This window comes from Stenotrophomonas sp. STEN054, assembly GCF_056854535.1.
Genome location: NZ_JBXFWG010000025.1, coordinates 1 through 19,474, shown reverse-complemented (window position 1 = coordinate 19,474; position 19,474 = coordinate 1). Strand labels below are relative to the sequence as shown.

The 19,474-nt window shown below is 67.7% G+C and carries 23 protein-coding genes; 16 read left to right on the top strand and 7 right to left on the bottom strand.

The window, feature by feature from the left end; translation table 11 throughout:
• Positions 1 to 64: 64 nt before the first annotated feature.
• The 3 genes from tesB to AC1VXD_RS11635 all read left to right on the top strand — a co-directional run bounded on the left by tesB (position 65) and on the right by AC1VXD_RS11635 (position 2,863).
• The gene (gene tesB / locus AC1VXD_RS11645; protein ID WP_200752761.1) at positions 65 to 985 is read left to right on the top strand and encodes an acyl-CoA thioesterase II; all 921 of its coding nucleotides are present in this window, start codon (positions 65 to 67) and stop codon (positions 983 to 985) included.
• 3 nt (positions 986 to 988) lie between these two features.
• Positions 989 to 1,498 carry a pathogenicity-like protein gene (locus AC1VXD_RS11640; protein WP_482992166.1) on the top strand — a complete coding sequence of 170 codons (510 nt, stop codon included), beginning with the start codon at positions 989 to 991 and terminating at the stop codon, positions 1,496 to 1,498.
• A 147-nt stretch (positions 1,499 to 1,645) separates the two neighbouring features.
• A complete protein-coding gene (locus tag AC1VXD_RS11635) occupies positions 1,646 to 2,863 on the top strand; it encodes an RNA polymerase sigma factor (RefSeq protein ID WP_482992165.1) in 1,218 nt (405 codons plus the stop codon).
• Between the two features lie 61 nt (positions 2,864 to 2,924).
• Here the strand turns inward: AC1VXD_RS11635 and AC1VXD_RS11630 are convergent, their stop codons facing one another.
• Entirely contained in the window at positions 2,925 to 3,494 is a 570-nt protein-coding gene (locus AC1VXD_RS11630; protein ID WP_482992164.1) for an EF-hand domain-containing protein, read from the bottom strand.
• A gap of 163 nt (positions 3,495 to 3,657) precedes the next feature.
• Between AC1VXD_RS11630 and AC1VXD_RS11625 the strand changes: the two genes are divergently transcribed.
• Both AC1VXD_RS11625 and AC1VXD_RS11620 read left to right on the top strand, forming a co-directional pair.
• Positions 3,658 to 4,413 carry an arginyltransferase gene (locus tag AC1VXD_RS11625; protein WP_108768169.1) on the top strand — a complete coding sequence of 252 codons (756 nt, stop codon included), beginning with the start codon at positions 3,658 to 3,660 and terminating at the stop codon, positions 4,411 to 4,413.
• Between the two features lie 38 nt (positions 4,414 to 4,451).
• Complete coding sequence (locus AC1VXD_RS11620) at positions 4,452 to 5,666, top strand: endonuclease/exonuclease/phosphatase family protein (RefSeq protein ID WP_482992163.1); 1,215 nt, start codon at positions 4,452 to 4,454, stop codon at positions 5,664 to 5,666.
• 87 nt (positions 5,667 to 5,753) lie between these two features.
• Here AC1VXD_RS11620 and purT read toward each other — a convergent pair whose 3' ends face one another.
• Positions 5,754 to 6,941 carry a formate-dependent phosphoribosylglycinamide formyltransferase gene (purT, locus tag AC1VXD_RS11615; protein ID WP_482992162.1) on the bottom strand — a complete coding sequence of 396 codons (1,188 nt, stop codon included), beginning with the start codon at positions 6,939 to 6,941 and terminating at the stop codon, positions 5,754 to 5,756.
• A gap of 132 nt (positions 6,942 to 7,073) precedes the next feature.
• On the opposite strand from purT, the gene AC1VXD_RS11610 reads away from it, so the two are divergent.
• From AC1VXD_RS11610 to AC1VXD_RS11585, 6 genes are read left to right on the top strand one after another with little or no spacing between them, the layout of a single operon-like run.
• Positions 7,074 to 7,955: an SPFH domain-containing protein gene (locus AC1VXD_RS11610; protein WP_482992161.1), complete on the top strand. Its 882-nt coding sequence runs from the start codon at positions 7,074 to 7,076 to the stop codon at positions 7,953 to 7,955.
• Positions 7,956 to 7,997: 42 nt separating this feature from the next.
• Positions 7,998 to 8,177, top strand: coding sequence for a type II toxin-antitoxin system antitoxin (locus AC1VXD_RS11605; RefSeq protein ID WP_079221055.1), 180 nt, complete (start codon positions 7,998 to 8,000; stop codon positions 8,175 to 8,177).
• On the top strand, positions 8,174 to 8,353 hold the full coding sequence (locus AC1VXD_RS11600) for a DUF4177 domain-containing protein (RefSeq protein ID WP_108768165.1): 180 nt from the start codon (positions 8,174 to 8,176) through the stop codon (positions 8,351 to 8,353). The genes AC1VXD_RS11605 and AC1VXD_RS11600 overlap by 4 nt, the downstream gene beginning before the upstream one ends.
• 2 nt (positions 8,354 to 8,355) lie before the next feature.
• Positions 8,356 to 9,645, top strand: a complete 1,290-nt coding sequence (locus AC1VXD_RS11595) for an alpha/beta hydrolase (protein WP_482992160.1) — start codon at positions 8,356 to 8,358, stop codon at positions 9,643 to 9,645.
• Positions 9,642 to 10,235: a PH domain-containing protein gene (locus tag AC1VXD_RS11590; protein ID WP_482992159.1), complete on the top strand. Its 594-nt coding sequence runs from the start codon at positions 9,642 to 9,644 to the stop codon at positions 10,233 to 10,235. Before AC1VXD_RS11595 ends, AC1VXD_RS11590 begins: the two co-directional genes overlap by 4 nt.
• Before the next feature lie 9 nt (positions 10,236 to 10,244).
• Positions 10,245 to 11,054: a M15 family metallopeptidase gene (locus tag AC1VXD_RS11585; RefSeq protein ID WP_482992158.1), complete on the top strand. Its 810-nt coding sequence runs from the start codon at positions 10,245 to 10,247 to the stop codon at positions 11,052 to 11,054.
• A gap of 120 nt (positions 11,055 to 11,174) precedes the next feature.
• Here AC1VXD_RS11585 and AC1VXD_RS11580 read toward each other — a convergent pair whose 3' ends face one another.
• From AC1VXD_RS11580 to AC1VXD_RS11565, 4 genes are all read right to left on the bottom strand, one after another.
• Positions 11,175 to 11,546: a DUF423 domain-containing protein gene (locus AC1VXD_RS11580; protein ID WP_482992157.1), complete on the bottom strand. Its 372-nt coding sequence runs from the start codon at positions 11,544 to 11,546 to the stop codon at positions 11,175 to 11,177.
• A gap of 101 nt (positions 11,547 to 11,647) precedes the next feature.
• Positions 11,648 to 12,721 carry a polyketide cyclase gene (locus AC1VXD_RS11575; protein ID WP_482992156.1) on the bottom strand — a complete coding sequence of 358 codons (1,074 nt, stop codon included), beginning with the start codon at positions 12,719 to 12,721 and terminating at the stop codon, positions 11,648 to 11,650.
• A gap of 230 nt (positions 12,722 to 12,951) precedes the next feature.
• The gene (locus AC1VXD_RS11570) at positions 12,952 to 13,593 is read right to left on the bottom strand and encodes a response regulator (protein ID WP_108746175.1); all 642 of its coding nucleotides are present in this window, start codon (positions 13,591 to 13,593) and stop codon (positions 12,952 to 12,954) included.
• Positions 13,593 to 14,786 carry a sensor histidine kinase gene (locus tag AC1VXD_RS11565; RefSeq protein ID WP_482992155.1) on the bottom strand — a complete coding sequence of 398 codons (1,194 nt, stop codon included), beginning with the start codon at positions 14,784 to 14,786 and terminating at the stop codon, positions 13,593 to 13,595. Before AC1VXD_RS11565 ends, AC1VXD_RS11570 begins: the two co-directional genes overlap by 1 nt.
• A 151-nt stretch (positions 14,787 to 14,937) precedes the next feature.
• Here AC1VXD_RS11565 and AC1VXD_RS11560 point away from each other — a divergent pair, with 151 nt between their 5' ends.
• Genes AC1VXD_RS11560 through AC1VXD_RS11540 form a run of 5 tightly spaced genes read left to right on the top strand, consistent with a single transcriptional unit; the run spans position 14,938 to position 17,967 of the window.
• Positions 14,938 to 15,534, top strand: coding sequence for a GNAT family N-acetyltransferase (locus tag AC1VXD_RS11560; RefSeq protein WP_108768158.1), 597 nt, complete (start codon positions 14,938 to 14,940; stop codon positions 15,532 to 15,534).
• Between the two features lie 8 nt (positions 15,535 to 15,542).
• Positions 15,543 to 16,331, top strand: coding sequence for a septum site-determining protein MinC (minC, locus tag AC1VXD_RS11555; RefSeq protein WP_482992154.1), 789 nt, complete (start codon positions 15,543 to 15,545; stop codon positions 16,329 to 16,331).
• A gap of 35 nt (positions 16,332 to 16,366) precedes the next feature.
• A complete protein-coding gene (gene minD, locus AC1VXD_RS11550) occupies positions 16,367 to 17,176 on the top strand; it encodes a septum site-determining protein MinD (protein WP_150455841.1) in 810 nt (269 codons plus the stop codon).
• 2 nt (positions 17,177 to 17,178) lie between these two features.
• The gene (minE, locus tag AC1VXD_RS11545; protein ID WP_079221044.1) at positions 17,179 to 17,439 is read left to right on the top strand and encodes a cell division topological specificity factor MinE; all 261 of its coding nucleotides are present in this window, start codon (positions 17,179 to 17,181) and stop codon (positions 17,437 to 17,439) included.
• A gap of 48 nt (positions 17,440 to 17,487) precedes the next feature.
• The gene (locus tag AC1VXD_RS11540; RefSeq protein ID WP_482992153.1) at positions 17,488 to 17,967 is read left to right on the top strand and encodes a hypothetical protein; all 480 of its coding nucleotides are present in this window, start codon (positions 17,488 to 17,490) and stop codon (positions 17,965 to 17,967) included.
• A gap of 33 nt (positions 17,968 to 18,000) precedes the next feature.
• Here the strand turns inward: AC1VXD_RS11540 and AC1VXD_RS11535 are convergent, their stop codons facing one another.
• A complete protein-coding gene (locus AC1VXD_RS11535) occupies positions 18,001 to 19,239 on the bottom strand; it encodes a DUF819 family protein (protein ID WP_482992152.1) in 1,239 nt (412 codons plus the stop codon).
• Between the last annotated feature and the right edge of the window lie 235 nt (positions 19,240 to 19,474).

The window sequence follows — 19,474 nt, the reverse complement described above, 5'->3', positions numbered from 1 at the left end:
AGCCCTTTCGCAAAGCGAAAGGGATCCGACCCCTGACCGGTATAATCAAGGCTTCTTCACTGCTGTGGCCGCCCCCTTGAACGACACGCCCGAACCCGTCGTCTCCGAGCTGATCGACCTGCTCACCCTGGAGCGGCTGGAGGACAACCTGTTCCGCGGGCAGAGCCGCGACATCGGCACCAAGTACGTGTTCGGCGGCCAGGTGCTGGGCCAGGCGCTCGCGGCGGCACAGGCCACGGTCGACAACGGCCGCCACGTGCACTCGCTGCATGCCTACTTCCTGCGTGCCGGCAACATCGACCACCCCATCGTCTATGACGTGGACCGTACCCGTGATGGCGGCAGCTTCTCCGTGCGCCGGGTCACCGCGATCCAGCACGGCAAGGTGATCTTCTTCTGCGCGGCCTCGTTCCAGCAGGCCGAGACCGGTGCCCAGCACCAGCACAAGATGCCCGAGGTGCCGCAGCCGGAGGACATCGAACCGAACCGTCCGCTGCCGGCCGAGGTGCTGGAGCGGCTGCCGATCAAGGTGCAGCGCTGGCTCTCGCGCGGGGGCCCGTTCGAGTTCCGCCACGTGTACCCGCGCGACGAACTGAACCCACCCAAGCGCCCGCCCTACCACCAGGTGTGGCTGCGCCTGAGCGAGCCGGTCGGCGATGCGCCCGAGCTGCATCAGGCGTTGCTGGCCTATGCCTCCGACTTCCACCTGCTGGGCACGGCCACCTTCCCGCACGGCATCAGCTACTACCATCCGCACGTGCAGATGGCTTCGCTGGACCACGCGATCTGGTTCCACCGCCCGTTCCGCGCCGACGACTGGCTGCTGTATTCGCTGGACAGCCCCAGCGCGCAGGATTCGCGCGGCCTGGCCCGCGGCCAGTTCTTCACCCGTGATGGCGTGCTGGTGGCCAGCACCGCCCAGGAAGGCCTGATACGCGTGGTACCGGACCAGGATGCCGCGGCCGCCGTGCCGGCCAAGGAGTAAGCAATGCGCCAGATTTTCAGCAGCCAGCGCGTGGAAACCGTCGAGGGCGTGGCCGAGCTGCTGCGCAGCCACGACATCGAAGTGAAGGTGACCAACGGCCGCTCGTACAAGACCCGTCGCCGTGGCCAGTTCAGCTATACCGACCTGGGCAACAGCCAGGGCTACCCGGCGGTGTGGATCGTGCGTGCCGACGACCAGCCGCGTGCACGCGAGATCCTGCGTGACGCGCGCCTGCTCGACACCACCCGCCGCGACCACCCGACCGCCGAATTCGCCTTCCGCGATACCGCCGTGACCACCGGCAGTGGCCGCGGCTGGGCCTGGCGCATCCGCATCGCCCTGCTGGTGGTGATCGCCGGCGTGGCGCTGGTGATCGGCCTTCGCCACCGCGGCGCCCCGGCTCCCGCCGCACCGGCCCCGGCCCCGCAGGCACAGCCGCAGCAGGCGCAACCGGCCCCGCAGGCGCCGCCGGAAGAGGAAGAAGTCCGCGTCCGCATCCAGCCGTCCACGTAATGCGCAGGTAGGGCCGGGCCATGCCCGGCGAGCGCAGCGGCCTGACGGATGAGCCGCCGGGCATGGCCCGGCGCTACCGGAACGCAAACTGGTCACACCCGGCGCGCAGCTCCGTCTTGGGACACAATCCCAGCAGGAGCTGCCGCCATGACGACTTTCGCTGCAACGATCGACGAGACGCTGGAACGCGAGCTGCCGGCGGCCAGCACTGGCTGCCAGCACGCCTATGGGCGCATCGTGCTGGCCTGCCAGAACACGGTCACCGCCATCGCCCTGGCGATCACCCGCGACCGCCAGGCCAGCGAGGACATCGCCCAGGAGGCCTTCGTCAAAGCCTGGCAGCAGCTGCACCAGCTGCGCAGCTCGACCAGCTTCCTGCCGTGGCTGCGGCAGATCACCCGCAACCTGGCCCGCGACTGGCTGCGCGCGCAGCGCGGCCGTCCGCTGACCGGCGACGCCGCCGAGGTCGCGCTGGGCATGGCCGCCGACCCGACGCCGGTCGCGGCCGACCGCCTGCAGCGGCTGGAAGAAGAAGTGGTCGCCGAGGACATCATCTCGGCCCTGCCCAGCGACAGCCGCGAGGTGCTGTTGCTCTATTACCGCGAGGGCCAGCGTTCGCAGCAGGTGGCCGACCTGCTCGGCCTCAGCGATGCGGCCGTGCGCAAACGCCTGTCACGTGCACGCGCGCAGGTGCGCGACGGCCTGCTGCAGCGCTTCGGCGACTTCGCCCGCAGCAGTGCGCCCAGTGCCGCGTTTGCGACAACAGTGGTGTCAATGGTGCTGATCGCTGCACCGGGCACGGCCAGCGCGGCGATCCTGCTGGGCACCGGGGTAGGCGTGGGTGGCAGCAAACTGGGGCTGGGCGGGGTCAGCGCCGCGGGCGGTGCCGCCATGGGTTCGTTGACCGCCGCTGCCAGCCAGCTGCACCTGATTCCCGCCAGCAACTGGGGGGCCATTGCCGGTGGCGTCATCGGCGGCATTGCCGGCAGCTATCTCGGCGGTCGCTTCCTGCTGCGCTTTGCAGACACGCCGCAGGAGCAGGCCGAGGTGCGGCGGTTCGTGCACCTCAATACGTTCACTGCGATGGTCGTCTGCACCAGCCTGCTGGTCTCGCTGATGCTGGCCGTGCCGCTGTGGCTGCAGCTTGCCCTCCTGGTCATCGGCCTGGGCGTGGTGAATTACCAGTGCCTGGTACCGCTGCAGCGGATCATGAAACCGCTGATTGCCCGCGACGCCGCGCGCAAGGGCCGCTCGGCGAGGAACTGGAGCTATGAACTGGCCTACGGCCGGACCGGCGTGTTGGCGATGAACGTGATGGTGGTGGCGCTGCTGGTGTATTCGCTGGCGCGCAGCGGGCGACTGTAGGACCCTGCAACGGACAACGCCGGCACGAGGCCGGCGTTGTCGTTGGTCACCGCTGCGGGGTTCAGCGCGGCGGCTTCGGTGCGTTGCCATCACGCGGGCCGCCGTGGCGCGGGCCACCGTGCATCGGGCCCTTGGCGGCATCGAACTCGGCCTTGCTCAGCTGGCCATCCTTGTTGGTGTCGGCGGTGGCGAACCAGGCATCACGGTGCTGCTTCATGCGCAGCTCGCGGTCGGCCTTGTCCAGGTAGCCGTCCTTGTTGACGTCCATCTGGTCGAAGCGCGCGGCCAGGCGCGGATCGGCCTTGGCTTCATCACGGCTGATGCGGCCGTCCTTGTTCACGTCCAGCTTGGCCATCCAGGCGCCCGGGCCACCACGACGGCCATGCTTCCAGCGCGGCAGCTCGTCGCGCGACAGCTTGCCGTCCTTGTTCTTGTCCAGCGCGTCGAACTTCGCGGCCAGGCGCGGGTTGGCGGCGGCTTCACTGCGGTCGATGACGCCATCGCCATTGGTGTCCAGCTTGGCATGACGCTGCGCCGGGGCGTTCGGGTTGGCGGGGGTATCGGCGGCCAGGGCGATGCCGGTGGCGGAGGTGCCCAGCAGCAGGGCCAGCAGCAGGGGGGTACGGATCATGGAGTCACTCCTGGTATGGGGATTGCGTCATTGCGTCGAGGTGATCACTTCACCCTCGGGAGACAACAACGCCCGACCACGACATCGGTTGACGCAGCTGCCGGTTCCGTTCATCCGGCGGACAGTCGCGGCCATTGCGACACGCTGGGGCTATGCTGTGCCCATGGCGATCCACGGCGACAGAGACGACGAACTGAGACTGTTCCAGACCGGCGAGCACCCCTGCGGGTACTGGTCGGACCGCGTTGCGCGCGATCTGGTGCTGGACCCGCAGGACCGCCGCCTCGGTGGGCTGTACCCGCTGGCCCTGAGCTGGGGCTTCCGCCGCAGTGGCGACCTGGTCTACCGCCCGCACTGCGCGCAGTGCCATGCCTGCGTGGCCGTGCGCATCCCGGTGGCGCGGTTCGCCGCCGACCGCAGCCAGCGCCGCTGCGCCGCGCGCAATGCCGACCTGGAGGTGCGCATCACCGCCGCCATGCCGCGCCAGGACCTGTTCGACCTGTACCACCGCTACCTGACCCATCGCCATGCCAACGGCGGCATGGACGACCACGGCCCGCACGAGTTCGAGCAGTTCCTGATCGGCAGCTGGTCGCATACCCGCTTCCTGGAGATGCGCCTGCCCGGCCATGACGGCCAGCCCAGCCAGCTGCTGGGGGTTGCGGTGACCGACGTGACCGAACACGGCCTGTCGGCGGTCTACACCTTCTTCGATCCGGACCATGCCGCGCGCGGCCTGGGCACCTTCGCCATCCTGCAGCAGATCGAATGGGCCCGGCGCGAGGGCCTGCCGCACCTGTACCTCGGCTATTGGATCCGCGACCACCAGAAGATGGACTACAAGCGCCGCTACCGCCCGCTGGAGGCCTACGACGGCCGTCGCTGGCATGATTTCGACAGCGATCTGGACGGACGCTGACAAACCGCTGACACCGGGCCGGGTGCACAATACGGCCCATGAACATCACCCGCCGCCGTCCCCTGATCCTCGCCCTGGCCCTGCTCTGCGGCGCCAGCGCCTCCGCCTTCGCCAAGTCCCCTGCGATGACCGACAAGCCGTCCTCGACGCTGCGCCTGGCCACCTACAACACTTCGCTGTATTCGGATGATGCCGGCGGCCTGATCAAGGAACTGGAAGGCGACAGCGAGCACGCGCGCAAGATCGCCGCGGTGCTGCAGCAGGTGCGCCCGGACCTGGTGCTGTTGAACGAATTCGACTTCGACGACGCCCACCGCGCCGCCGACCTGTTCCAGAAACGCTACCTGGAAGTGGCCCAGCCCGGCGGCGGCAAGCCGCTGCACTTCGCCTACCGCTACCTGGCGCCGGTCAACACCGGCGTGCCCAGCGGCCTGGACCTGGACGGCAACGGCACGGTCGGCGGCGAAGGCCGCAGCCGCGGCAACGACGCCTGGGGCTACGGCCTGCACCCGGGCCAGTACGGCATGCTGGTGCTGTCGCGCTACCCGATCGACGAAGCCAAGGTGCGCAGCTTCCAGCTGCTGAAGTGGAGCACGATGCCCGGCGCGATCCGCCCGGTCGACCCGCGCACCGGCAAGAGCTTCTACAACGACCAGGTGTGGTCGCAGCTGCGCCTGTCCTCGAAGTCGCACTGGGACGTGCCGGTAAAGACCCCGGCCGGCGTGGTCCACGCGCTGGTCTCGCACCCGACGCCGCCGGTGTTCGACGGCCCGGAAAAGCGCAATGCCGCGCGCAACCACGACGAACTGCGCCTGTGGCAGGAATACCTGTCGGCCGGCGACAAGCCGTGGCTGTGCGATGACAAGGGCCACTGCGGCGGCCTGGCCCAGGACGCGCGCTTCGTGATCTTCGGCGATCTGAACAACGACCCGGTGGACGGCGACGGTCGCCACGACGCCATCGTCAACCTGATCGAGAATCCGCGCGTGCTGCGCTACCCCACCCCGCGCAGCGTCGGTGGCGAGCAGACCAGCCTGGCCTATGCGGCCAAGGGCATCGTGCGCAAGGGCGCGCCGTTCCACGCCACCGGCGATTTCGGCCCGAAGTCCGGCACCATGCGCCTGGATTACGTGCTGCCCTCGACCGGCTTCGAGTACGTCGGCAGCGGCGTCTTCTGGCCGGCCAATGAAAGCCCGGAAGCGAAGATCGCCGACGGCAGCGACCACCACCTGGTGTGGGTGGACGTCAAGTAACCCGGTAGCGCCGGCCCATGCCCGGCGGCTTTTCCAGACCCCGTTGCACACACGCAGAGCCGCCGGGCATGGCCCGGCGCTACCTGCTTACGGGCGCAGTTCGACGCCGATGGTTTCGGCGGCATCACGCGCGATGGTGCGGGCTTCGTCAATGGTCGCGGCGCGCGCCAGGGTCACGCCCACGCGGCGGTGGCCATGCACGCTCGGCTTGCCGAACAGGCGCACGGCAGTGTCCGGCACCTGCAGTGCGGCGGCGACGTTGTTGAAGTACGGCACGCCTTCGCCATGCGCCAGCAGCGCGCACGAGGCCGACGGGCCGCTCTGGCGGATCACCGGAATCGGCAGGCCGAGGATCGCGCGGGCGTGCAGGGCGAATTCGCTCAGCTCCTGCGAGACCAGGGTCACCAGGCCGGTGTCGTGCGGACGCGGTGAGACTTCGCTGAACCACACCTCATCGCCCTTCACGAACAGCTCCACGCCGAACAGGCCCCAGCCGCCGAGGTCGTCGGTGATCGCGCGCGAGATTTCCTCCGCACGCGCCAGCGCAGCGCTGGACATCGGCTGCGGCTGCCAGCTTTCGCGGTAGTCACCGTCCTTCTGCAGGTGGCCGATCGGCGCGCAGAACGAGGTGCCGCCGGCATGGCGCACGGTCAGCAGGGTGATCTCGTAATCGAAATCGATGAAGCCTTCGACGATGCAACGGCCGGCACCGGCACGACCGCCGGTCTGCGCGTACTCCCACGCCGCGGCGATGTCCGCTTCGCTGCGCAGGGTGCTCTGGCCCTTGCCCGAGGACGACATCACCGGCTTGACCACGCACGGCAGGCCGATGGCGGCCACGGCGGCGCGGTACTCGGCTTCGGTATCGACGAAGCGGTACGGCGAGGTCGGCAGGCCCAGGGTCTCGGCGGCCAGGCGGCGGATGCCCTCGCGGTCCATGGTCAGGCGTGCAGCGCGCGCGGTCGGGATCACCCGCAGCCCCTGCTCCTGCTCCAGCTGGACCAGGGTCTCGGTGTGGATGGCCTCGATTTCCGGCACCACCAGGTGCGGCTGCTCCTGGGCGATCAACGCGCGCAGCGCCATCGCGTCGAGCATGTCGATCACGTGCGAGCGGTGCGCGACCTGCATGGCCGGGGCATCGGCATAGCGATCGGCGGCAATCACCTCCACGCCCAGGCGCTGCAGTTCGATGGCCACTTCCTTGCCAAGTTCGCCCGAGCCCAGCAGCAGTACGCGGTTGGCGGAGGGGGACAACGGGGTTCCAAGCTTGGCCATGGCGGGGGTCCGGCAGCAATGTGAAGGCGGGTGGGCATTCTAGCCGGTCTGCCTCCGGCCAGCCGACGAACGGCACTTGCTAACTGATATCACTTTGATATCGTTTCTACGATTCCTCAAGGACGTACTGCCATGAAAGAGAAGTCGCTTTCCTCCCTCAACGGCCTGGGCATGCTGGCGGGCGCCCTGCTGGTCGCGCTGGCTGGCGCCGGGCTGTTCGTGCTCGGCGTCGCGGCCAAGGCGACTGCCGGCTCGCCGAACCTGCTGATGCTGTTCGGCGGGATCGTGATCGTGGCGCTGGCCATCTTCGCGCTGGCCGGCCTCTACACCGTGCAGCCCAACCAGGCGGCGGTGCTGAGCCTGTTCGGCAAGTACGTGGGCACCGTCAAGGACAACGGCCTGCGCTGGAACAACCCCTTCTACAGCAAGCGCCGGGTCAGCCAGCGCGTGCGCAATTTCGAAAGCGGCAAGCTGAAGGTCAACGAGCTGGACGGCAGCCCGATCGAGATCGCTGCGGTGATCGTCTGGCAGGTGATCGATGCCTCCGAGGCGGTCTACAACGTGGACGACTACGAGAGCTTCGTGCACATCCAGTCCGAATCCGCCCTGCGCGCGATGGCCACCAGCTACCCGTACGACCAGCATGAAGAGGGCCAGCTGGCCCTGCGCAGCCACGCCAGCGAGATTTCCCAGCACCTCAAGAACGAGCTGGCCGAGCGCCTGGCCGATGCCGGCGTGCAGGTGATCGACGCACGCATCAGTCACCTCGCCTACGCCGCCGAGATCGCCCAGGCGATGCTGCAGCGCCAGCAGGCCAACGCGGTGATCGCTGCGCGTACCCGCATCGTCGCCGGTGCCGTGGGCATGGTTGAAATGGCCCTGGCCGAACTGCAGAAGAACGGCGTGGTGCAGCTGGATGAGGAACGCAAGGCGCACATGGTCAGCAACCTGCTGACCGTGCTGTGCTCGGACCGCGGCACCCAGCCGATCGTCAACGCTGGTTCGCTGTACTGAACCCTCGCAACGGGGCGCCCCACCGCCCCGCCAGGAGCTTGCATGAGTGAGAAGAAAGCCTATCCGCTGCGTATCAACGCCGATGTCCTGGCCGCCGCGCAGCGCTGGGCTGACGACGAGTTGCGCAGCCTCAACGCGCAGATCGAATACGTGCTGCGCGACGCCCTGCGCAAGGCAGGACGCCTGCCAAAACCCAAGCCATCGTCGGAGGACAAGGAATGAGCAAGCGTTGGAGCTACCTGACCGTTGAAGTCAAAACGTCGCTGATGGGCCTGCAGAAGCCGGAGGACATCCAGGCCGAACTGAGCCGCCAGGGACAGCTCGGCTGGGAACTGGTCAACATCATCATCCCGGCGCCGATGCGCCCGGCCATGCTTGTCTTCAAGAAGGAGCAGTAACCATGCGCCTGCGCCCCTCCCTGTTTGCCGTGGCACTGGCCGCCTTCAGCGGCGGTGCCCTCGCCGCCGAGCCGCAGCAGGTGGCCTCGCAGCTGCTGGACCACCTGCAGGCCGGCCGCATGGCCGAGGCCGAGGCGATGTTAACCGCGCAGATGGCCAGCGCCGTACCGGCCGACAAGCTGCAGGTGCTGTGGCAATCGCTGGGTGAGCTGAAGCAGCGCGGCGCCGCCCACAGCAGCGAACAGCAGGGCGTGCACGTGGTCGAGGTGCCGCTGCAGTTCGCCAGCGGCGCGGTGGTCGCACAGGTGGCGGTGGACGCGCAGGACAAGGTCGCCGGCCTGATGCTTCGCCCTGCCCCGGCGGCCAAGGCAGCACCGCCGCCGGCCGGCGCGAATTACGCCGAGACGGAGTTCAGCGTGCCGCAGGCGCGCGGCGCATTGCCGGGCACGCTGGCCCTGCCGAAGGGCAAGGGGCCGTTCCCGGCGGTGCTGCTGGTGCATGGTTCGGGCCCGCAGGACCGTGACGAAACGATCGGCGCCAGCCGCCCGTTCCTCGATATCGCCCGCGGCCTGGCCGCGCAGGGCATCGCGGTGCTGCGCTACGACAAGCGCACCCTCGCCCGCCCGCAGGATTTCCAGGGCGGCAGCTTCACCGTCGATGACGAAACCACCGACGACGCAGTGGCCGCACTGACCGCGCTCGCCGCCGATCCGCGCATCGATGACCGCCGCGTGTTCGTGCTCGGCCACAGCCAGGGCGGCATGCTGGCCCCACGCATCGCCAGCCGCTGGCCGCAGGCGCGCGGCGCGATCCTCTGGGCCGCGCCGGCACGCACGCTGCTGGAATTGCTTCCCGAGCAGAACCGCTACCTGCTCAGCCTGGACGGCAACATCACGGCGCCGGAACAGGCCTTCCTGGACAGACTGGACGCCCAGATCGCCGCCGCCCACGGCAGCGCACCGGTCGCCGCCAGCGAACTGCCGCTGGGCGTGCCGCAGACGTTCTGGAGGAGCATCGAAGCAGTCAACGCACGGGCCGATGCCAAGGAACTGCGCGCGCCGCTGCTGATGCTGCACGGTGGCCGCGATTTCCAGGTGCCCGACGTAGATTGGCAGCTGTGGAAGCAGGCGCTGCAGGGCCGCAAGGATGTGCAGTGGCAGGCCTACCCGGCCCTCAACCATATCGGCGTGGCCGGCAACGGCCCGAGCTCGCTGAAGGAGTACGCCCAGCCCGGGCACGTCGACCCGGCGCTGATCGCCGATGTCGCACGCTGGGTGGAGGCACAGCGATGAGCGGTAGTGATCCGCGCACGTTCGACGTTGCAGAGAGTTCGCCGCTGCGCGTGCTGTGGATCCTCGGTCCGGTGCTGGTGGTCTTTGCCCTCTGTGTCTGGGCCGAACTGAAGGACGCACCCGCCGATGCGCCATGGATGGAGATCACCCTGTCGCCGCCGTTCTTCCGGATGTGGGGCAGCGCGGCCTGGAGCCTGGCGACGCTGGTGCTGATCGGTGCGGGCCTGGGCACCGCGTTCTTCCGCCGCCGGGTCAGCCTGGCCGGCGATGTGCTGGACGTGCGCTCGACCCTGTACCGCCGCCGCACGCCGGTGACACAGATGCAGCTGGACCAGGCCGAGGTGGTCGACCTTGGCCGCGACCGCCGCTACGGCCTGCGCATGAAAACCAACGGTTACTCGATGCCGGGCTTCTACTCGGGGCACTTCCGCCTGCAGGGCGGCAGCAAGGGCTTTGCCTTGGTCACTGATCGCCAGCACACGCTGGTCATTCCGGTGCGCGGCGGCAGCACCCTGCTGCTCAGCCTGGACCGGCCACAGGCCCTGCTGGATGCACTGCGCAAGGTGGCTGCCACCACGCCACCGCAGTAAGCTGCGGGCATGCACCGTCATGCCCCCCTGCTGATCAACACCGAGGCCGTGGAACTGTGGCCGGCCGATCTGCTACGTGCGCGCAGCAACCTCGATGCGCGCCTGCTGGCGCGTGCTCGCTGGGTGCTGCGACGCAAGCGCGATGGCCGCTACCTGGCGGCGGTGCTGCCGCAGGGCGTGCATTCGCTGGTGCCGCACCTGCCGCGCGAACCCGGCGTGGAGGACGCGCTGGCGCTTCTGGAGGGCGCTGCCGCAGCGCGCCCGTTTGCTGCGATTCTGGGCGCACAGTGGCTGCCGCTGGCCGGCCTGCAGCAGCGCCTGCAGCAGCTGGGGCTGGATGCACCGCAGTACGCGCAGGACAGCGGCCTGGCGCTGGAGGCCGAGCCCTGCGTGCTGCATTTTGCCGGCCGTGACCGCTTCGGCCGCCCGCTGTGGCTGCGCCGTGGCGCCGCGCAGGGCTGGCGCCGCATGCGCCTGCATGCCGCGCGCGATGGGGTAACGCTGGATGCGATCTCCGGCTTCCGCAGCCATGCTTACCAGCTGGGCATCTTCGAACGGAAACTCGCGCGCGGGCTGAGCGTGGCCGACATCCTCAAGGTCAACGCGGCCCCGGGGTTCAGTGAACACCACAGCGGCCATGCCCTGGACATCGGCACGCCGGGCGATGCCCCGGCCGAGGAAACCTTCGAAGCAACGGACGCGTTTGCCTGGCTGCAGGCGCACGCCGGCACGCATGGTTTCAGCCTGAGTTATCCCCGCGACAACCCGCACGGCATCATCTACGAGCCGTGGCACTGGTGCTGGACCGGCTCCCTGTAGCGCCCAGCCCAGGGTCGGCCCCGATCAAACGCAGCCGAGCATGGGCTCGGCTCTGCACGGTTCACGCTGCCCCACCCTGTAGCGCCGGGCCGTGCCCGGCGGCCGTCGTCGCAACGGCGTTCAGCGCCTCAGCGCATTGATCGCCAGCAGCACCCACCCTGCCATCAGCGTGGTGCCGCCCACCGGTGCCAGCCGCGTTGGCAACTGCCACAACGCCGCACCGGCCAGGCTGCCGGAGAACAGCAGTACGCCCAGCAGCAGCACATACAGGCCCAGGTGGGCGATCGCCCCCTGCGCGCGCGGGCCCAGCGCCAGCAGCACCGCGCCGTGGGCGAAGGCATACAGCGCGGCCATGTTCAGATGCTGCTGGGCCAGCGGATCGGCCACGCCGTGCGCTGCATAGGCGGACAGGCCGATCGAGGCCGCTGCCAGCATCGCGCCCAGGCAGGCCAGCAGGGAAGGTCTACGCGCGCGTCGTTCCGGATTGAACATGACTGCTCCTTGCGCAGCGCCCACGGGGCGCAGATCAAAAAAAAACGCGCCGCAGGAAGCGGCGCGTTTTCGTGTCCAACATTACATGGGTCAGCCGAGGCTTACTTGACGGCCCAGTAGATGTCGTAGGTACCTTCCGGGGTGAACGACTTGTCCAGACCGTCCTTCCAGGATTCGTACGGGCGATCGACCACTTCCGAACCGTTGGTCACAGCCCAGGCACGCAGGGCGTTGCGGGCGATGTCCAGGCCAGCCATGTGGCCGGTGTAGGCCGCGTGGGCCGAACGATGCGGAGCAACGCGGACGTACTTCACCGGTGCGCCACCGTCGATCTTGACGCTGAGTTCTTCAGCGGCGGCGCCTTCGGTACCCTTCTTCTTCACCGGCTGGGCGATGTCGAAGGCGTACTTCTCAGCACCGAAATCGGTGGTGATGATGCGGAACGGGCCGGCGGCTTCGAGACCATTGGCCTCCATCACGCGCTTGATCCACTCCTGGTTGTCCTTGATGGACTTGGTGATGGTGTCCTGGCCGCGGTCGACGTTACCGGCGTTGACGACCAGCAGGTCTTCAGCCGGCACTTCCACGATCGCCAGATCGGTCAGCGGGGCTTCGGCGGTGCGGTAGTCGACGTTCGGCACGGTGGCCAGCATGTTCGCCATGCGCGACAGACCCATCTTGATGTCATCGCCGATCTGGCGGCTGACATACAGGCCTGCGTAGCGGCCGAACAGGTCGAAGCCGTACTTCACCGAGTAATCCTGGGTGATCTTGACGTTACGGCCACCCTTGCCGGTCGGCTCCAGGCTGAAGGTGGTCACCTTGTCGTGGCCCTTGGTCGGGTCTTCGACGGCGATCACAACGCGCTTGTTCTCTTCCGACTCGGTGATCTTCCAGGAACCGTTGCCCAGGTCCTTGGAGGAGAAGTCGAGAGTGGCACCGACGCCGGAGGCCGGGCCGGACAGCTTCAGATCAACGGCGGGATCGCGCAGTACCAGCGGGTTCCAGTCCTTGAAGCGGCGCAGGCTGTTGACCGTGTCGTACACGATCGTCATCTTGCGGTTGGTCTCGATGCTTTCGGTGATGTGACGCTCGCCCGGCAGACAGACGCCAATAATGACGAACAGGCCAGCCACGATCCCCAAGGCGATCAGGAACTCGATAATACGGGTCATTCAGAGAGTCTCCGGGGCCGATCCCACGGCCGGGTTGATTGAAGCGAAGCGCCAATCCTAGCAGGCTTCGCAGGCATTGTTTATCGGATTGGCGCACCGGTTTCCGTGCCGGCTGCGGATTTGTATGGACAAAGATTTTGAAGAGTAACGCATCCGGGGGCCCCGCAAGTAGGGGGCACCCTGCTCCGGCGCCCCGGGCCTGGCCCAAATCGTTGTCGCAAAAGGATTTTTCAGACCAGCTGAAGTTCGAACGCCTTCAGCACGGCGCGGGTGCGGTCGCGCACCCCCAGCTTGGACAGGATGTTGGACACGTGATTCTTGATGGTCCCTTCGGCGACCCCCAATGAATTGGCGATCTCCTTGTTGGAGAAACCGCTGGCCATCAGGCGCAGGATCTCGGTCTCGCGGTCGGTCAGCGGGTCCGGGCGGTCCAGGCTGACGAAGTCGTTGCGCATGTGCTCCAGGCCTGACAGCAGGCGCTGGGTCACCGCTGGCTGCACCAGCGAACCGCCGTCGGCCACGGTGCGGATGGCACCGACCAGCTGCGCCAGGGTGACGTCCTTGAGCAGGTAGCCCTTGGCACCGGCCTTCAGCCCGGCCAGCACCAGCTGGTCGTCGTCGAAGGTGGTCAGGATGATGGTCGGCGGCAGCTGCTCCTGGCGCGACAGCACCTGCAGCGCCTCCAGGCCGGACATCACCGGCATGCGCATGTCCATCAGGACCACGTCCGGACGCACCTGCGGCACCAGTTCGACGGCCTGGCGGCCATCGGCGGCCTCGGCCACCACTTCGATACCGTCGTCGAGCGCCAGCAGGGAGCGGATTCCCTGCCGCACCAGGGTTTGGTCATCGACCAGGCAGACGCGAATCATCAACGCACTCCTTCAGGAACCTCGGTGAGGGCCGCCAGTACCGTTGCCGGAACCGTGGCCCGCAGGCGGAAGCCTTCGCCGGGGTGGGTATCCACCTGCAGCTGGCCGCCACATTGTTGCAGGCGTTCGCGCATCCCGCGCAAGCCATTGCCCGCATTGACCATCTGTGCGCCGACGCCATCGTCGCGGGCGTCCACCACCACCAGGTCCGGCACCTCACGGTACACCCGGATCCACAGGTGGCGCGCCTGGGCGTGGCGCACCGCGTTGGTGATGATCTCCTGGGTGCAGCGCAGCAGCACGTGGGCGCGCTGCGGGTCTTCCACGTTCAGCGGCTCCTCCACGTCCAGCACGATGTCCAGCGAGGGCACGTTCTCGGTAAGCGGGCGCAGCGCGGCGGCCAAGTCGATGGCGCCGGTCTCGCGCAGCTGGCTGACCACCTCGCGCACGTTGCCTAGCAGCAGTTTGGCCAGGGTATGCGAGCGCTTGACGTGTTCCAGCGCCTGGCCGTCGGCCAGGTGCCCGGCCACTTCCAGGTTCAGGGTCAGCGCGGTCAGCTGGTGGCCCAGCACATCGTGCAGCTCGCGCGAGATGCGCGTGCGCTCGTTGACCCGTGCGCTTTCGGCCAGCAGGGCGCGGGTGGCGCGCAGCTCGGCGTTCAGGCGGCGCTGCTCGTCGCGGGCCTCGGTCTGCTGCCGCGCGACCAGGCTGGTCACGAAGATGAACATCGAGAAGCCGCCATACAGCAGCGACTGCATCACCGCCTCGAACAGCGGGAAGCGCAGCAGCATGTAATAGACCGGCGCCACGGCCAGTTGGCTGACCAGCAGCCACAGCACGCCCAGCCGCACCGACAGCATCCACGGGATGACCCCGGCGGCGACCATCATCAGGATGCTCCCCAGGCCCGAGCCGCTGAGGAAGCTGACCCCCAGCGCGGACACGGTGAGCAGCAGCAGCAGGCCCCGGTCGAGCCAGGTGGTGTGACTGTCGCTGCGCAGCGAGCGGGTCAGGCGGAAGTAGGCGGCGCCAAAGGACAGGTAGGCCAGGAACAGCAGCACGGCCCAGCCGCCCATATCGGCACGGGCATGCAGGTTCTCGAACTGCGAATAGGCCAGGGGCAGGCCGACCATGACCCAGGTAAACAGGCCGGCCAGTCGCAGGACACGGGTATGGCTGAGGACTCCCAACATGCCAGCACTCTACGGTTGAAGCCCTCCTGGTGCACTCTGGCGGAAGTCATGCATGCCCTTCCCCCTGTTCATGCCGCAGCCCGCCCTGGGCATGCAATAATCGTGCGCAGGGTCCGTTGATGGACCAACCGCGTTACCCCACGGAGTCACAATGTCGATTGTCATCCGCGACGTGCGCGAGCACGAGCTCGATTCCGTCCTGGCTTTGAACAACAATGCTGGCCTGGCCATCCTTCCGCTGGATGCCGCACGCCTGCACCTGTTCTACGATACCGCTGAGTATTTCCGCGTCGCCGAGCGCGACGGCAACCTGGCCGGCTTCCTGATCGGCTTCGGCAGCGACAGCCAGCACGACAGCAGCAACTTCGCCTGGTTCAAGCAGCAGCTGGCCACGCCCTTCTTCTATATCGACCGCATCGTGGTCGCCAGCCGCCGTCGCGGTGGCGGCGTCGGCCGTGCGTTCTATGCCGATGCGCAGAGCTTTGCCGAGCTGCGCTACCCGCAGATGACCTGCGAGGTGTTCCTGGACCACGGCGCCGACGCCGCGCTGCTCTTCCACGGCAGCTTCGGCTTCCGCGAGCTGGGCCAGAACACCATGCCGCACGTCGACGTGCGCGCCAGCATGCTGGCCAAGGAACTGTGCAGCTACCCGTGGGTCCACGAGACCTACGGCGGCAAGCTGCCGGATGTGGCATGGGCGCGTGACCGGCAGCTGCCGGTGCAGGCACAGCGGCCGACGGGGACCTGAGCGTGGCGGTGAATTTCGATTATGAACAGGCCGGTGAACTGAAGATCGGCCAGGTGGGCATCGCCAACCTGCGCATCCGTACCCTTGATGTCGAACGCCTCGTGCAGGAAATGCAGGAGCGCGTGAACCGTGCGCCGAAGCTGTTCGGCCGCGCCGCGGTCATCCTCGATTTCGGAGGCCTGAGCCAGGTGCCCGACGCGGCCACCGCGCAGGCGCTGGTGGATGGCCTGCGCAGCGCGGGCGTGCTGCCGGTGGCGCTGGCCTATGGCACCACGGCGGTCGACCTGCTCTCGCAGCAGCTGGGCCTGCCACTGCTGGCCAAGTTCCGTGCGCAGTACGAGCGTGCCGAGGCCGAACAGGTCCCGCCGCCGCCCGCACCCGCACCGGAACCGCGTCGTGCAGCCAAGGCCGACCCGGCCCCGGCCCCCGTCGCACCGGTGGGCAACGCCGCCGATGCGGCCGCGCCGCAGCCGGGACGCATGCAGCTGGGCAACGTGCGCTCGGGCCAGCAGCTGTATGCGGAAAACTGCGACCTGACCGTGATGGCCACCGTCGGCGCAGGTGCCGAGGTCATCGCCGACGGCAGCATCCATATCTACGGGACCCTGCGCGGCCGCGCGCTGGCAGGGGCCCAGGGCAACACAGCGGCACGTATTTTCTGCCGTGATTTCCATGCGGAACTGGTCGCCATTGCAGGCCACTACAAGGTACTGGACGATGTGCCGGACAACCTGCGCGGCAAGGCCGTGCAGGTGTGGCTGGAACAGGACCAGATCAAGATCGCTGCGCTGGACTGACGCAGCCCCAAAACAGAATCATCAGGAGAAGTCCTTTGGCTGAAATCATCGTAGTCACCTCCGGCAAGGGCGGCGTCGGCAAGACCACTTCCAGCGCGAGCCTGGCCTGCGGCCTCGCTCGGCGCGGCAAGAAGGTGGCCGTGATCGACTTCGACGTCGGCCTGCGCAACCTCGACCTGATCATGGGTTGCGAGCGCCGCGTGGTGTACGACTTCGTCAACGTCGTGCACGGCGAAGCGACCCTCAAGCAGGCCCTCATCAAGGACAAGCGCTTCGACAACCTGTACGTGCTGGCTGCCTCGCAGACCCGCGACAAGGATGCGCTGACCCAGGAAGGCGTAGGCAAGGTCCTGAAGGACCTGGCCGCCGACGGCTTCGACTACATCATCTGCGACTCCCCGGCCGGCATCGAGAAGGGCGCCTTCCTGGCGATGTACTTCGCCGACCGCGCCGTGGTGGTGGTGAACCCGGAAGTGTCCTCGGTGCGCGACTCGGACCGCATCATCGGCCTGCTGGATTCGAAGACCCACAAGGCCGAATCCGGCCAGAACGTGCCGGCCTTCCTGCTGCTGACCCGCTACACCCCGGTGCGCGTGGAAAGCGGTGAGATGCTGAGCATCGCCGACGTCGAGGAAGTGCTGGGCCTGAAGGCCATCGGCGTAATCCCCGAATCGGGCGACGTGCTCAATGCCTCCAACAAGGGCGAGCCGGTCATCCTGGACGTGGAATCGGCCGCCGGCCAGGCCTACGACGATGCCGTTGCACGCATCCTCGGCGAAGAGCGCCCGATGCGCTTCACCACCGTTGAGAAGAAGGGCTTCTTCAGCAAGCTGTTCGGAGGGTAAGCATGGGCCTGTTCGATTTCCTCAAAGCGAAGAAGACCACCGCCGAAACCGCGAAGAACCGCCTGCAGATCATCATCGCGCAGGAACGCAGCAACCGCGGTGGCCCGGACTACCTGCCGCTGCTGCAGCGCGAGCTGCTGGAAGTGATCAAGAAGTACGTCAACATCGACGTCGACGCGGTGAAGGTCGACCTGGTGAAGGATGGCCAGCACGACGTGCTGGACATCTCGGTGGCGCTGCCCGAAGGCCCGGAAAAACCCTGACCTCCTGCCCCGCCCGTGCCTGCATGGGCGGGGCCGTGTGACCCCCGCATGACCGACACCGCACCCGAACCGAACGTCACCCGCGTCGGCGATATCGCCTTCGCCGATGCACAGCGCCTGCTCGCCGCGCATGACCTGCGCCTGCACCACGTGGCTGCCGGTGCGCCGATTCCCGGCAGCTACTGGGGCGAACCGGAGGCCGGCATCATCGCCAGCGACGTCTACGTGCGCGACGACACGCCGGTGCATTCGATGCTGCACGAGGCCTGCCACCTGATCGTGCTGCCCCCGGAGCGGCGCGCGCAGGTACATACCGACGCCACCGACTCGGTGCCCGAGGAAGATGCCACCTGCTACCTGCAGATCGTGCTGGCCGGGCAGCTGCCCGGCGTAGGCAGCGAACAGCTGATGGCCGACATGGATGCGTGGGGGTATACGTACCGGTTGGGGTCGACGAAGGCGTGGTTTGAGCAGGATGCGGAAGACGCGCGGGCGTGGTTGATCGAACGCGGGTTGCTGGTGGCGTAGGTAACGCCGGGCATGGCCCGGCGCTACCGTGCGTCACGTAGCCAGCGCGCGCAGGGTGATGCCGACGATGTACGCCAGGTACGTGCCGGTGGCATAGCCCATCGTGCCCAGCAGCACCCCCACCGGCGCCAATGCCGGATGGAAGGCCGCCGCCACCACCGGCGCCGAGGCCGGGCCGCCGATGTTCGACTGCGAACCGATGGCGAAATAGAAGAACGGCACCTTCAGCAGCTTGCCCAGGCACCACAGCAGGGCGATGTGCACGGCAATCCAGATGATGCCGAGCAGGAACAGCCACGGGCGGTCCAGCAGCGCCAGCAGGTCCATCTGCATGCCGATGCAGGCGATCAGGAAGTACAGCAGCAGCGAGCCCAGGCGCGAGGCGCCCGCGCCTTCCAGGGTGCGCGCGCGGGTGAAGCTCAGGCTCAGGCCCAGCGTGGTCGACAGCACTACCACCCACACGAACGGCGCATCCAGGCTGAACTGCGAGGCCCAGCTGACATTGGCCTTGAACCATGCCGCCAGCGGCGCGCCGATGGCGTGCGACAGGCCGACGCCGCCGAAGGCCACCGCCACGATCAGCATCAGGTCGGTCAGGCTGGGAATGCGCTCGTGCTCGGCCTGGAAGCGCGCGATACGCTCCTTCAGTTCATCGATGGCCGAGGTATCGGCGCCACTGCGCGCATCGATCTTCGCCGCACGCCCGGCCAGGAAGATCAGCGCGGCCATCCACACGTAACCCACGCCGACATCGACCACGGCGAACTGGCCGAAAGTGGTCGCGTTGACGTCGAAGACTTCGCGCATCGCCAGCATGTTGGCGCCACCACCGATCCAGCTGCCGGCCAGTGCGGCCATGCCGGCCCAGGTGTCACCGGCCACGGTGTCGGGATGGATCGCGCGCATCACCAGGAAGGCCACCACCGCGCCGAGCATGATGCTGGCCGAGGCGCCCAGGTACATCAGCACCAGCTTCGGGCCCAGCCGCAGGATGCCCTTGATGTCCACCGCCAGGGTCAGCAGGATCAGCGCCGCCGGCAGCAGGATGTCGCGTGCGATGGGGTTGTAGAGCTTGGTGTTCTGCCCGTCGATGAGGCCGACGGTGTTGTAGATACCGGGAATGAGGTAGCACAGCAGCAGTGCCGGCACGAAGGTGTAGAAGCGCTTCCACGCCCCCTGTTCGCGCGAGGCGGTCCAGAACACGGCGCCGAGGGTAGCGGCGATCAAACCGAAGACGACGATGTCGTTCTGGATCAGGGCATTCGAAGGCATGCAGGCGCTCAAGTAGAGCCGAGCCATGCTCGGCTGCTGTTGGCGGGAAAGGAGTCTCAGAGCAGCCGAGCATGGCTCGGTTCTACAGAAAACAGAAGCGGCCCCCCGCGGGGGGGGGCGCGGCCCCCGGATTAGAACAGGTTGGGGTTGAGCCCACCCCAAGCCGGGGGAGTGCAAACCGAGAAGTTTTTTGGGTTTCTCACCCCCGGGGTGTAGGTCGGGGAAAAAAGACATA

Bases quoted from the DNA above. Each gene is read 5' to 3' on its own strand.
- AC1VXD_RS11640 (WP_482992166.1), top strand. From the start codon at position 989: ATGCGCCAGATTTTCAGCAGCCAGCGCGTGGAAACCGTCGAGGGCGTG.
- AC1VXD_RS11635 (WP_482992165.1), top strand. From the start codon at position 1,646: ATGACGACTTTCGCTGCAACGATCGACGAGACGCTGGAACGCGAGCTG.
- AC1VXD_RS11630 (WP_482992164.1), bottom strand. From the start codon at position 3,494: ATGATCCGTACCCCCCTGCTGCTGGCCCTGCTGCTGGGCACCTCCGCC.
- AC1VXD_RS11625 (WP_108768169.1), top strand. From the start codon at position 3,658: ATGGCGATCCACGGCGACAGAGACGACGAACTGAGACTGTTCCAGACC.
- AC1VXD_RS11620 (WP_482992163.1), top strand. From the start codon at position 4,452: ATGAACATCACCCGCCGCCGTCCCCTGATCCTCGCCCTGGCCCTGCTC.
- purT (WP_482992162.1), bottom strand. From the start codon at position 6,941: ATGGCCAAGCTTGGAACCCCGTTGTCCCCCTCCGCCAACCGCGTACTG.
- AC1VXD_RS11610 (WP_482992161.1), top strand. From the start codon at position 7,074: ATGAAAGAGAAGTCGCTTTCCTCCCTCAACGGCCTGGGCATGCTGGCG.
- AC1VXD_RS11605 (WP_079221055.1), top strand. From the start codon at position 7,998: ATGAGTGAGAAGAAAGCCTATCCGCTGCGTATCAACGCCGATGTCCTG.
- AC1VXD_RS11600 (WP_108768165.1), top strand. From the start codon at position 8,174: ATGAGCAAGCGTTGGAGCTACCTGACCGTTGAAGTCAAAACGTCGCTG.
- AC1VXD_RS11595 (WP_482992160.1), top strand. From the start codon at position 8,356: ATGCGCCTGCGCCCCTCCCTGTTTGCCGTGGCACTGGCCGCCTTCAGC.
- AC1VXD_RS11590 (WP_482992159.1), top strand. From the start codon at position 9,642: ATGAGCGGTAGTGATCCGCGCACGTTCGACGTTGCAGAGAGTTCGCCG.
- AC1VXD_RS11585 (WP_482992158.1), top strand. From the start codon at position 10,245: ATGCACCGTCATGCCCCCCTGCTGATCAACACCGAGGCCGTGGAACTG.
- AC1VXD_RS11580 (WP_482992157.1), bottom strand. From the start codon at position 11,546: ATGTTCAATCCGGAACGACGCGCGCGTAGACCTTCCCTGCTGGCCTGC.
- AC1VXD_RS11575 (WP_482992156.1), bottom strand. From the start codon at position 12,721: ATGACCCGTATTATCGAGTTCCTGATCGCCTTGGGGATCGTGGCTGGC.
- AC1VXD_RS11570 (WP_108746175.1), bottom strand. From the start codon at position 13,593: ATGATTCGCGTCTGCCTGGTCGATGACCAAACCCTGGTGCGGCAGGGA.
- AC1VXD_RS11565 (WP_482992155.1), bottom strand. From the start codon at position 14,786: ATGTTGGGAGTCCTCAGCCATACCCGTGTCCTGCGACTGGCCGGCCTG.
- AC1VXD_RS11560 (WP_108768158.1), top strand. From the start codon at position 14,938: ATGTCGATTGTCATCCGCGACGTGCGCGAGCACGAGCTCGATTCCGTC.
- minE (WP_079221044.1), top strand. From the start codon at position 17,179: ATGGGCCTGTTCGATTTCCTCAAAGCGAAGAAGACCACCGCCGAAACC.
- AC1VXD_RS11540 (WP_482992153.1), top strand. From the start codon at position 17,488: ATGACCGACACCGCACCCGAACCGAACGTCACCCGCGTCGGCGATATC.
- AC1VXD_RS11535 (WP_482992152.1), bottom strand. From the start codon at position 19,239: ATGCCTTCGAATGCCCTGATCCAGAACGACATCGTCGTCTTCGGTTTG.